The 12,741-nt window shown below is 22.2% G+C and carries 11 protein-coding genes; 9 read left to right on the plus strand and 2 right to left on the minus strand.

Going from position 1 to position 12,741, the window contains the following annotated elements:
- Nucleotides 1–42 precede the first annotated feature (42 nt).
- From lpdA to obgE, 3 genes are all read left to right on the plus strand, one after another.
- Nucleotides 43–1,425 carry a dihydrolipoyl dehydrogenase gene (lpdA, locus tag BLBCPU_RS01015; protein ID WP_014246148.1) on the plus strand — a complete coding sequence of 461 codons (1,383 nt, stop codon included), beginning with the start codon at nucleotides 43–45 and terminating at the stop codon, nucleotides 1,423–1,425.
- 122 nt (nucleotides 1,426–1,547) lie between these two features.
- Nucleotides 1,548–2,156: a nucleoside monophosphate kinase gene (locus BLBCPU_RS01020; RefSeq protein ID WP_014246149.1), complete on the plus strand. Its 609-nt coding sequence runs from the start codon at nucleotides 1,548–1,550 to the stop codon at nucleotides 2,154–2,156.
- Complete coding sequence (gene obgE, locus BLBCPU_RS01025; protein ID WP_014246150.1) at nucleotides 2,146–3,105, plus strand: GTPase ObgE; 960 nt, start codon at nucleotides 2,146–2,148, stop codon at nucleotides 3,103–3,105. The genes BLBCPU_RS01020 and obgE overlap by 11 nt, the downstream gene beginning before the upstream one ends.
- Before the next feature lie 14 nt (nucleotides 3,106–3,119).
- Here obgE and clpX read toward each other — a convergent pair whose 3' ends face one another.
- Nucleotides 3,120–4,346: an ATP-dependent Clp protease ATP-binding subunit ClpX gene (gene clpX / locus BLBCPU_RS01030; RefSeq protein WP_014246151.1), complete on the minus strand. Its 1,227-nt coding sequence runs from the start codon at nucleotides 4,344–4,346 to the stop codon at nucleotides 3,120–3,122.
- Between the two features lie 240 nt (nucleotides 4,347–4,586).
- Between clpX and BLBCPU_RS01035 the strand changes: the two genes are divergently transcribed.
- Together BLBCPU_RS01035 and BLBCPU_RS01040 are read left to right on the plus strand one after the other, a co-directional pair.
- Nucleotides 4,587–6,212, plus strand: a complete 1,626-nt coding sequence (locus BLBCPU_RS01035; protein ID WP_014246152.1) for a CTP synthase — start codon at nucleotides 4,587–4,589, stop codon at nucleotides 6,210–6,212.
- Nucleotides 6,213–6,226: 14 nt separating this feature from the next.
- On the plus strand, nucleotides 6,227–8,056 hold the full coding sequence (locus tag BLBCPU_RS01040; RefSeq protein WP_014246153.1) for a YidC/Oxa1 family insertase periplasmic-domain containing protein: 1,830 nt from the start codon (nucleotides 6,227–6,229) through the stop codon (nucleotides 8,054–8,056).
- Here BLBCPU_RS01040 and BLBCPU_RS01045 read toward each other — a convergent pair.
- Nucleotides 8,053–8,817, minus strand: a complete 765-nt coding sequence (locus BLBCPU_RS01045) for a biotin--[acetyl-CoA-carboxylase] ligase (protein WP_014246154.1) — start codon at nucleotides 8,815–8,817, stop codon at nucleotides 8,053–8,055. The two genes, BLBCPU_RS01040 and BLBCPU_RS01045, sit on opposite strands and share 4 nt — an antisense overlap.
- A 92-nt stretch (nucleotides 8,818–8,909) precedes the next feature.
- Here BLBCPU_RS01045 and rsfS point away from each other — a divergent pair, with 92 nt between their 5' ends.
- From rsfS to BLBCPU_RS01065, 4 genes are all read left to right on the plus strand, one after another.
- The gene (gene rsfS, locus BLBCPU_RS01050) at nucleotides 8,910–9,230 is read left to right on the plus strand and encodes a ribosome silencing factor (protein WP_014246155.1); all 321 of its coding nucleotides are present in this window, start codon (nucleotides 8,910–8,912) and stop codon (nucleotides 9,228–9,230) included.
- A 40-nt stretch (nucleotides 9,231–9,270) separates the two neighbouring features.
- The gene (gene ftsH / locus BLBCPU_RS01055; RefSeq protein ID WP_014246156.1) at nucleotides 9,271–11,217 is read left to right on the plus strand and encodes an ATP-dependent zinc metalloprotease FtsH; all 1,947 of its coding nucleotides are present in this window, start codon (nucleotides 9,271–9,273) and stop codon (nucleotides 11,215–11,217) included.
- 14 nt (nucleotides 11,218–11,231) lie between these two features.
- Nucleotides 11,232–12,038, plus strand: a complete 807-nt coding sequence (locus BLBCPU_RS01060) for a phosphatidate cytidylyltransferase (protein ID WP_014246157.1) — start codon at nucleotides 11,232–11,234, stop codon at nucleotides 12,036–12,038.
- A gap of 63 nt (nucleotides 12,039–12,101) precedes the next feature.
- Nucleotides 12,102–12,716, plus strand: a complete 615-nt coding sequence (locus BLBCPU_RS01065) for a phosphatidylserine decarboxylase family protein (RefSeq protein ID WP_014246158.1) — start codon at nucleotides 12,102–12,104, stop codon at nucleotides 12,714–12,716.
- Nucleotides 12,717–12,741: the final 25 nt, after the last annotated feature.

A 12,741-nucleotide genomic window follows, 5' to 3' on the forward strand; every position in this document is an offset into this window, starting at 1 on the left:
GAATAAAAATTTGTAAATTTATATTTATCAAAAATTATAATTATGAATTTTGATGTTATTGTTTTAGGTAGTGGCCCAGGTGGTTATATTGCCTCTATACGATCTGCACAACTTGGAATGAAAACTGCTGTAATAGAAAAAGATTCTTTAGGTGGTGTATGTTTAAATTGGGGGTGTATTCCAACAAAATCTATTTTAAATAGTGCTAAAATTTTACAAGAAATAAAAAAAAATAAAAAATTATTTGGTATAAATCAAATAAAAGTTGACTTTTCTCAAATACTTTCTAAAAGTAGAAATATCGTAGATAAAATGAGAAAAAGAATTTCATTTTTAATGAAAAAAAATGGAATACATGTTATTCATGGAGAAGCAAAATTAAAAAAAGGAAAAAAAATTGAAATTTTTAGAGATAAACAAAAAATTGGGGAATGTTATGCTTCACATATTATTATAGCTACAGGTGGGAAACCCAAAATTGAAAAAAAATTTCAACAAAATCCCAAAAAAATAATAGGATATAAAGAAGCATTATCTCTTTCAAAATTACCTAAAAAAATGATTATTATCGGTTCCGGTTCTATTGGATTGGAATTTTCTTATTTTTATCATTCTATGGGAACAGAAGTTATCCTTATAGAGCTTTTTCCTAAACTTTTTCCAAGTGGAGATGAAGAAATATCTGATCAAATAAAATTTATTTTTGATAAGATAGGAATTAAAAGTTATGTTTCATCTTTTATAAAAAAAATAAATTATACTGATAAAGGAATTATAGTTGATATTAAAAATTCTAAAAAAAATATTACTATAGAAGCAGAAATAGTACTTTCTGCAATTGGAACTATTCCAAATATTAATATAGGATTAGAAGAAATTGGAATTAAAACTAAAGATGGTTTTATAGTAGTAGATGAAAAATATAGAACAAATATAGAAGGTTATTATGCTATTGGAGATGTAATTGAAGGACCATCATTAGCACATGTAGCTTCGAATGAAGCAATTTCATGTATTGAAAATATCAAAGAATTAAATCCTCAAAAAATAGATTATGGAAATATTCCAAAATGTGTTTATTGTTCTCCAGAAATTGCATCAGTAGGTTATACTGAAAAACAAGCTAAAGAAAAAGGATATAAAATTAAAGTTGGAAAATTTCCTTTTCATTCTATTGGAAAATCAATTTGTGATGAAAATATTGAAGGTTTTGTTAAAGTTATTTTTGACGAAAAATATGATGAATGGTTAGGTTGTCATATGATTGGAAATAATGTTTCGGAACTTATTTCTGAAGTTGTAGTTGCTAGAAAATTAGAGGCAACTAATTATGAAATAATGGGAAGTATTCATCCACATCCTTCATTAAGTGAATCAATTCTTGAATCTATTTTTCATGCTTATGGAAAATCAATTCATTTATAATTATTTTTTTCATAAAAAAAATTATAATTATTCTTAAGTATTAAGTGTACTGATCGGAATTATTTATTCCCTTTTATCATAATTTCTATATATTTTTTATATTATTTATCATTATTTTTTTTATGATACACATTATATTATTTGGTCCACCAGGATGTGGAAAGGGTACTCAAGCAAAAATTTTAGAAAAAAAATTCAGATTAGTTCACTTATCTACCGGAATGCTATTTAGACATCATATAAAAAATAAGACAAATTTAGGTAAACTTTCTCGTTATTATATTAATAAAGGGATATTAGTTCCTGATCAGATTACAACAAATATGTTGAATATAGAAATAAAAAAACATATTCAATCTAAAGGTATTATTTACGATGGATATCCTAGGACAAAAAAACAAGTTTTTTCTTTAGAAAAAATATTAAAATCTTTATTTTTAGGTAAGATCAATATAATTTTTTCTTTTGAAATAAAGAAAAAATTATTAATCAATAGATTATTAAAAAGAGGGAAGATTAGTCATCGTGATGATGATTCGGATATTATTACAGTTCAAAGAAGAATAGAAGAATATAATAAAGAAACTTTTTTTATTTGGAATGAAAAAAAATGGAAAAATAATTTTATAAAAATAAATGCTTCTTCTTCTATAAATGAAATTTCTTTTTTTTATAGAAAAAGAAATTTCAAATTTAAATATTTAAATAATAATTTTTTTTATGAAAAATAATTTTATAGATTCTATAAAAATTTATTGTAAAAGTGGTGATGGAGGAAAAGGATGTATTCATTTTCATAAAAAAAAATATATAAAAAAGGGAATTCCTGATGGAGGATCAGGTGGTAAAGGAGGTAATATTATTATACGAGGAAATTCTAATATTAATACTTTTATTCATTTAAAATATAATAAACATTGGATTGCTGGATCTGGAAATCCAGGAAAAAAAAATAATATTACCGGAAAAAATGGTAAAAATTTATTGATTGAAGTCCCTATAGGAACTATAATTAAAAATATCAATGATACTATTTTAGTAGAAATAATTAAAAATGATCAAAAAAAAATTTTATTTAAAGGTGGAAAAGGAGGAAAAGGGAATATTTTTTTTAAAAATTCGAAATATCGATTTCCATTTTATGCACAATCCGGAATAAAAACTACAGGAAATTGGATATTTTTAGAATTAAAAATTTTAGCAGATGTTGGTTTAATTGGATTTCCAAATTCCGGAAAATCAACTTTACTTTCTATAATTACGAAAGCAAAACCAAAAATAGGAAATTTTCCTTTTACAACTAAAATACCTAATTTAGGAATAGTTAAAATGAATTATGAGACTTTTTTAGTAGCCGATATTCCCGGTATTATAGAAAAGGCTTCAAAAGGTAAAGGATTAGGGTATACTTTTCTAAGACATATAGAACGTAATCTAGTTCTATTATTTTTAATTTCTTCAGAAAAAAAAAATAATAAAATGGAATATTTTATATTATTGAATGAATTAAAACAATTTAATCGAAAATTATTAAATAAAAAACGTTTATTAGTTATTTCTAAATCAGATTTAATTGATAATGAAATAAAAAAAAATATAAAAAATTTTTCTAAAATTAGGAGAAAATATCATTTTTATTTCTTCTTTTACAAAAGAAGGAATAAATCAATTAAAAAATAAATTATGGGATTTAATTAAAGAATTACGAGTAAAATAATTTTTTTAATAACCATATTTTTATCTATATTTAAAATTTTGTTAGATTCTTTCATTTCAAATATATAATCTACAAATATTTTTTCACAAAAAGTACGTAATCCTCTAGCACCTAATCCTAATTGAATAGTTTCATTTACTATAATATCCAAAGCATCCTCCGTAATATTCATGGATATTTTATCCATATTAAATAATTTTTTATATTGTTTTATTAAAGCATTTTTTGGTTCAATTAAAATTTTTTTTAATGTAATTTTATTTAATGGATCTAAATAGGTGATAATAGGAAATCTACCAATAAGTTCGGGAATTAATCCAAATTTTCTAAGATCATTAACTATAATATTTTGTAAATAATTTTTTTTTCTTTTTTCTTTTTTTATAATAAATCCAATAGAGAATTGATTAATTCTATCGGATATAATTTTTTCTATTCCATCAAATGTACCTCCAGCAATAAATAATATATTATCGGTATTAATTTGAATCATTTTTTGATCTGGATGTTTACGACCACCTTGTGGTGGAACATTAATAATAGTACCTTCTAATAACTTCAACAAAGCTTGTTGTACACCTTCACCGGATACATCTCTAGTAATAGATGGATTATTTTTTTTTCTAGCAATTTTATCAATTTCATCTATAAAAATAATTCCTTTTTCAGCATGATTTATATCATAATTTACAGATTGTAATAATCTTGTTAAGATAGATTCGACATCTTCTCCAACATATCCTGCTTCCGTTAAAGTAGTTGCATCTGCTATAGTAAAAGGAACTTTTAATAGTTTAGAAATACTTTTAGCGAGTAAAGTTTTTCCGGTACCTGTATTCCCAATTAATAAAATATTGGATTTTTCTATTTCTATATCATCTTTATTTTTATTTTTATCGTATTGTATACGTTTATAATGATTATATACAGCAACAGAAATAATTTTTTTTGCTTCATTTTGTCCTATAATATATTTATCTAAAAAATCTTTTATTTCTTTAGGTTTTTTTATTTGTATTTTTTGATTTTTTACATTATATATTTTTTCTTCAAAATCTTTTTTTTCCGTAGAAAATTTTTTATGAATTATAGAATATGTTTTTTCTATACAAAAATTACAAATATGCCCATTAATACCTGATATTAGAAATGTTATTTCATCTTTTTTTCTACCACAAAAATTACATTTTAAAAAATTTTCCATAAAAATATTCAGGATATATAATATGGAGCAAGCAAAGCTATATCATATCGCTACGACCTTAATTACCTTTGCTGTGTTCCCACCCTGGAGGATTTTTATTAGGGAGCTGATTATATAGAGCTTGCTCCAAGTTTGGCAAATATAAAAAAAAATTATAAATTCTTTAGTTTTTAAATATATATATCATTTTTTTTTAATAATTAATAAATTAATTATCAAGTAATAATAAAAAATTATTTCATGGTTATTAAATACATTTTTGTTACTGGTGGAGTAACTTCTTCATTGGGTAAAGGAATTATTTCTGCTTCCTTAGGAATGTTATTGAAAAGTAGAGGATATAAAATTACAATTCAAAAATTAGATCCTTATTTTAATGTAGACCCAGGGACATTAAATCCTTATGAACATGGAGAATGTTTCGTAACTCAAGATGGAGCTGAAACGGATTTAGATTTAGGTCATTATGAGCGGTTTTTAGATCAACCTACTACGAAAGATAATAATGTTACTTCTGGTCTTATATATAAAACGGTCATTGATAATGAACGAAAGGGCTATTATTTAGGAAAAACTGTACAAGTTATTCCTCATATTACAAATGAAATTAAAAGACGTATTAAAATGTTGGGATCATCCAATAATTATGATATTATTATTACTGAAATAGGAGGAACTGTTGGAGATATAGAATGTCTTCCTTATATTGAATCTGTTCGTCAATTAAAATGGGAATTAGGAGAATTAAATAGTTTAATAATTCATTTAACTTTATTACCATATATATCAGTTACTGGAGAAATAAAAACAAAGCCAACACAACATTCTGTTCGAAATTTAATGAAAAATGGGATTCAAGCAGATATTTTAGTATGTAGAACAGAAAAACACATATCTAAAAATATTCGAAATAAATTAGCATTATTTTGTAATGTAAAACCAGAATATGTAATTGAATCTATTAATACAAAAGTTATATATGATATTCCATATTTATTACATTTACAAAATTTTGATAAATCTGTTTTAGATCATTTAAATTTATCTACTTTTACATCCCCTAATTTGCATAAGTGGAAAATTTTTCTAAAAAAATATAAAAATCCTAAATATGAAATTAAAATTGCATTAGTTGGAAAATATGTTTCTCTACATGATTCTTATAAATCAATTACTGAAGCATTAATTCATGCAGGTACAGAAAATGAAATTTATGTTAATATAAAATGGATTTATTCAGAAAAAATAAAAGAAAATAATATAGAAGAATATTTTAATGAAATTTCAGGAATTTTAATTGCTCCTGGATTTGGAATTAGAGGAATAGAGGGTAAAATACTTGCAACAAAATATGCAAGAGAAAAAAAAATCCCTTTTTTAGGTATATGTTTAGGTATGCAAATAGCAGTAATTGAATTTGCTAGAAATGTATTAGAAATACGAAATGCGGAAAGTAATGAAACTAATCCATATGCTCCTTATCCAGTTATTAGTTTAATGAAAGAACAAAAAAATATTACAAAAAAGGGTGGGACTATGCGTTTAGGAAATTGGAAATGTTCTTTAATAAAAGGATCGAAAATTTTTTCTATTTATGGAGGGAAAAAAGAAATTATTGAAAGACATCGTCATAGGTATGAATTTAATAATGAATATTTAGAAAATTTTTCTAATGCTGGAATGAAAACTGTAGGAATAAATCCTGATACCGGATTAGTAGAAGCCATAGAATTAGATAATCATATTTTTTTTTTAGGGGTTCAGTTTCATCCTGAATATAAAAGCACAGTTTCTAATCCTCATCCTTTATTTAATTATTTTGTTCAAATTTCTAAAAATTATAAATCATTTGTTTATCATGGATAGAACTATTTTTAGTTATGAAGGATAAAAAATTAGATTATCAATCCACTATTGGGCTATTACTTATATTGTTTATTTTAACAATTTTTACATATTTTAATGTATCTGAGGATAAAAAATATTCTTCAGAAAAAATTATTAAAAAGGATCCTTTTTTTTTAAAAACATCATTGTCTAAAACAAAAAAAAAAATAAATAATTATTTTCATTTAGAAAATGATGTTTTAAAACTTAAAATTTCTAGTTTAGGAGGATCAATTAACGAAGTTTTTTTAAAAAAATATAAAGCTTATGATCCTATTCATTTATCTCATAATAAAAATCTTTATTTAATAAAAGACTCTAGTTTTTTATATAAGATGATTTTTTTTAAAAAAGAAAATTTAAAAAATAATAATAAAATTATAGATACTAGTTCTCTGTATTTTTATCCTTTTTTTTTAAAAAAAGTAGGAAATAATAATAGAGTTTTTATAATGAGAGCTAAAAATCCTTATGGAAAAGGATTTATAGAATATATATATATTATAAAGAAAAAAAATCAATATAATATTGATTTTTTTATTCGTACAGTAGGTTTTTCTTCTTATTTAATCGATAAGACTATTTCTATTGATTTAGAACAAAAAATTTTTTCTTTAGAAAAAGATAGAAATTGGGAAAATTCTTATACTCAGGTATATTATTCTTATAATAAAAATTATAAATCCAAAATAAATTATTTATCAGAAAAAAATTCAGAAGAAAAAAATATAAATAATTTAAATTGGATTGCTAATAAACAACAATTTTTTACTTCTATTTTTTTTTCAAAAAATCCTTTGAAAAATATTTTTATTCGTTCTGAAAATTTTTCTTCTGGAAATTTTTTAAAAAAAATTCAATCAAGATTTTTTTTAAAAATAAAAAATAATGATAATTTGAATCTTTCTTTTCAGTTATATTTTGGTCCATTAGATTTTTATTTATTAAAAAATATGAAAAAAAATATTGAAAATATTATTCCATTTGGTTGGGGTTTTTTAAAATGGATTAATAAATATTTTTTTTTAATCATTTTTCAATTTTTGGAAAAAACAAATTTAAATTATGGAATTATTATTATTTTAATGACTATTGTTGTAAAGTTAATACTATCACCAATAACTTATAAACAATATAAATTAAGTGCTATGATGAAATTAATTCGTCCTGAAATAGACGAATTAAATAATAAATTTAAAAATTCAGATCCATTAAAAAAACAAAGGGCTACAATGGAATTATATCGAAAAGCAGGAATAAATCCTATGTCTGGTTGTATTTCTACTTTATTTCAAATTCCTATTTTTTATTCATTATTCAAATTTTTTCCTACTCTCATTAATCTTAGAGGAAAATCTTTTTTTTGGGTAGAAGATTTGACCTCATATGATTCCATTTTTGAATTACCATTTTCTATTCCATTTTATGGAAATCATATAAGTTTACTTACTTTATTATATTCATTAGCTCTTTTAATTTATACAAAATTAAGTAGTGATGGAAGAAATGATTATTCCAATAAAAATAATATTCCAGATATGCATTTTATGTTATATTTGATGCCTATAATCATGTTGTTTTTCATAAATAGTTATGCTTCTGGTCTTTCTCTTTATTATTTTACATCTAATGTAATCAATATTGGCTTGATTTTTTTTATTAAAAAATTTATGTTAAATGAAGATAAAATTCATAAAAAAATTCAAGAAAATAAAAAAAAACCAATAAAACATAATTATTGGAATCGTAAAATAAAAGAAATGATTGAGAAAAATAGAAAAGAATACTTTTATAAGTATAAAGAAAATAACAATCTTAATTAAAAGATGAGTTTTATTTTTTTTTGAGAAAAAAAATATAATTTATTATCATTTTTAAATTCTATAATTAAATTTCCTTTTTTAGTTATATTTCGTATAACTCCTTGAGTAAATTTTTTATGTTTATAATTATTATTAATAATCTCAAAAAAAGATATTTTATCTTTCATATAAAGGTTATTTATGTAATAATTTCTTATAAATTTTTCTCCATAAGTTATAAAAAGAAAACATTCTTTTTGAATGAAATAAATTAATTCATAAAAAAGTTTTTCTAATTGAAAATTTTTTTTAAGAATTTTTTTTAAAGAAGAAGCTTGAAATTTTTTATCAAATTTTATTTGATTTACATTCAATCCTATTCCAATAATAATTGCATATATTTTTTTATATAAAACATTATTTTCAATTAAAATTCCTCCTATTTTTTTATTAAATAAAATGATATCATTAGGCCATTTAATCCATATATTTTTATTATAAATAAATAATGTTTTATGAATTGCATTACTTATAATAAAATTGATAATATATCCTTTATTAATAGGAAAAATTATTGATTTTAAAAAAATACTAAAAGTCAAATTTTTTCCTTTTTCTGTCTCCCAATTGTTTTTCCCTACTCCTTTTCCATTTATTTGATTTATAGACCAAACTATAGTCCAATTTTTCATATGTTTTAATGTAATTCTTTTTATATACTGATTAGTAGAATCTACTTTTTGTAAAAAAATTAAATATATTGGCCAAATGAATTTTTTCAAAATATTTTATATTGAAAAATTTAAATTTTTTAGAATGAAAACCTTATTTTTGTTTTTTGAAATTAAAAAAATAATATAATAAAAATTCCGTTTTGTTATTAAATAAAATTATAGAAGGGATAAAAATTGTAAATGAAAAAGATATTTCTATTTTAAACTTTAAAAATAGAAAAAATTTTGTTTGTGATTATTTTGTTATTTGTGATGGAAAATCTAAAAGTCAAGTTTATGCTATTTTTAGATATATAGAAAAAATGACAATTGAAAAATTAAAAATAAAGCCTTGGCATATCGAAGGATCGGAAAATGGAGAGTGGATATTGATGGATTATATTTCTATTGTTGTACATATTTTCCAAAAAAAACTGAGATTATATTATAATTTAGAAAATATTTGGAATGAAAAATTATAATCATGCTTAGTTTATATATTTAGATAAATGAAGAAAATTTATGATAGATAAAAAAGTGAAAAGAAAAAATAACTTTTTTTGGATATATGCAGTTATATTAATTATATTTCTGGGAATATTTTTTTTTAAATCTTCTTTTTCTAATCCTAGAAAAATTGATCAAGATACCTTTTTTGAAATTCTCATGAAAGGGGAAATACAAAAAATAATAATAAAACATAGAGAAATTGTACATGTTTATTTGAAAAAAAAGTATTTATCTTCTAATAATCATATCAATCAATATGATATAAAAAATCAAAATTATCAAAAATTTATTATACATCCTTTACAATATGAATTTGAAATAGGAGATTTACAATTTTTTCAAAAAAAATTTGAAGAATACAAAAATAAATATAATCTAGATACAATTATTGATTTTAAAAATCAACAGGAATATACTATAACAAAATTTTTTTTTGATTATGGTATATTTCTAATATTGTTAATTATTTTTTGGATTTTTATATTTAGAAAAATTGGATCTTCTGCAGCTGGTCCAGGAAGTCAAATATTTAATATTGGAAAATCTAGAGCTAAATTATTTGATGAAAATGATAATGTTAAAATAACATTTAAGCAAGTTGCTGGTTTAGAAGAAGCTAAAGAAGAAGTACAAGAAATTGTAGAATTTTTAAAAAGTCCTAATAAATATACTAAACTAGGAGGTAAAATCCCTAAAGGTGTACTATTGATAGGTCCTCCTGGTACTGGAAAAACTTTATTAGCAAAAGCTGTAGCTGGTGAAGCTAAAGTTCCTTTTTTTTCCATTTCTGGTTCTGATTTTGTAGAAATGTTTGTTGGTGTAGGAGCTTCTAGAGTGAGAGATTTATTTGAAAAAGCAAAAGAAAAATCTCCTTGTATAATATTTATTGATGAAATTGATGCTATAGGAAGAGCGAGAGGAAAAAGTAATATAGCTGGATCTAATGATGAAAGAGAAAATACATTAAATCAATTACTTACAGAAATGGATGGATTTGGAACACATACAAATGTAATTGTTTTAGCAGCTACTAATAGATCTGATATTTTAGATAAAGCATTGCTTCGACCTGGTCGTTTTGATAGAACTATATTAGTAGATCCTCCTGAATTAAATGAAAGAAAAGAGATATTTAGGGTACATATTCAAAAACTTATATTATCTGATAAAGTAGATATTAATTTTTTAGCTAGGCAAACTCCAGGTTTTAGTGGAGCTGATATAGCAAATATTTGTAATGAATCTGCACTTATTGCAGCAAGAAAAAATAGATCTAAAATAGAAAATAAAGATTTTTTAGATGCTATAGATCGTATTATAGGTGGGTTAGAAAAAAAAAATAAGATTATTAAACCAAATGAAAAAAAAAGAATTGCTTATCATGAGGCGGGACATGCTGCAATAAGTTGGTTATTAGAACATGCATCTCCATTAGTTAAAGTAACAATTGTCCCAAGAGGAAAATCTTTAGGATCGGCATGGTATCTTCCTGAGGAAAGACAATTAACAACTCCAGAACAAATGAAAGATGAAATCTGTGCTTTACTTGCAGGTAGATCTGCAGAAGAAATTATTTTTAATAATATTTCAACAGGGGCCTTAAATGATTTAGAAAAAGTAACTAAACAAGCTCAATCTATGGTAGCAGTTTTTGGATTGAATGATAAAATTGGAAATATTTCTTATTATGATTCTACAGGACAAAATGAATTTTCTTTTTCTAAACCTTATAGTGAAAAAACTGCTCAAATTATAGATGAAGAAATATCAAAAATTATTACAGAACAATATAAAAGAGCTAAAAATATATTAAAAAATAATGAAAAAAAATTATCTATCCTTGCTAATGAATTATTAGAAAAAGAAGTTATTTTTAGAGAAGATTTAAAAAAAATATTTGGAGAAAGACCTTTTTCTGATGATATCGGAGATATGTTAACTACAGTTAATCATTTTTAATGAAAATAGAATTAATGAAAAAAAAAAATGATTTAGGGATAAGATTTTTTACCGGATTTATTTATGTTTTTATGATTATTTTTTCAATTGAAAAAGGAGAAAAGATTTTTAGAATGGTAATGATGATATTATCTTTTTTTTGTTTATTTGAATTTTTAGTTATTTTAAAAACAAATACAACTTTAATAAAAATAAATTCATTCTTTTTTTTATTTTCGATATTTTTAGATTTTCTTGTAGAAAAAGATATATTTTTATATATCATATGTTTTATCCCATATTCTATAACATTTTTTATTATTCAATTGTTTTCTAAAGGGGTTTCTCATCAAGAGAAAATAAGACAAATAAGTCATTTAACTTTTGGATTAGTATATGTTTTAATTCCATTTTTTTTAGCATCTTATATATATTCTAAATATGGAAAAGAATTAATTTTAGGTACATTTTTTCTTATATGGACAAATGATACTTTATCCTATTTGATAGGAATAAAATGGGGAAAAAGGAAAATAGATATATCTATATCTCCTAAAAAATCTATAGAAGGATTTATTGGAGGTTTATTTTTTTGTTTAATATTGGGAATATTATTATCCAATATTTGGGGAAAAAAATATTGGTTTATTCTTTCTTTTATCATTCCTATTTTTTCTACTATTGGAGATCTTGTAGAATCTACTATTAAAAGATCTTATAATGTAAAAAATTCAGGAATATGGTTTCCTGGACATGGTGGATTTTTAGATAGATTAGATAGTTTTATATTTGTCATACCAATTATAGCTACTATTGCTACTGGAATAGTATATTTTTTTTAAATAAAATATAGATGATCCATAAAGAAGGATTTCCATTTTTAATATATTTATTAATATTAATATTTGATAGGAATTTTTATTTCTATTTTTATATTTTCTAGATTTTTTAACTTATTTTTAATATTTTTTTTAATTATATTTTATGCATTTTTCCTTTTCTTTTTCAGAAATCCAAAAAAAAATTTATCTAAAAAAAAATTTAAAAATGATAATGAAGTGATTTCTCCTTCTGATGGAAAAATATTAGAAATAAAAAAAATTTTTGAAAGTGAATTTTTACAAAAAAATTGTATATGTATATCTATATTTATGTCTCCATTTGATGTACATGTAAATAGATTTCCAGTATCTGGAAAAATAATTTATGTTAGATATCATCCAGGTAAATATTGGTTAGCATGGAATAAAAAATCATCGTTAAATAACGAACGAACAACTACAGTTATAGAAACAATAAATACAAAAAAAAAAATACTATTTCGACAAATAGCTGGATTTTTAGCTCGTCGTATTATTCTTTATGCTAAAGAAAATTGTTTAGCTAAAAAAGGAGAAGAATTTGGATTTATTAAATTTGGATCTAGAATAGATATTTATCTACCATTAGATTCTATTATTTTTATCAAAAAAGGGGAAAAAGTTATTGGTGGAGAAACTATAATTTCTATGATACCATAAAAATAATAAAAAAACTAATCCCAAT

It is taken from the genome of Blattabacterium sp. (Cryptocercus punctulatus) str. Cpu (assembly GCF_000236405.1).
Lineage (GTDB): Bacteria > Bacteroidota > Bacteroidia > Flavobacteriales > Blattabacteriaceae > Blattabacterium > Blattabacterium punctulatus.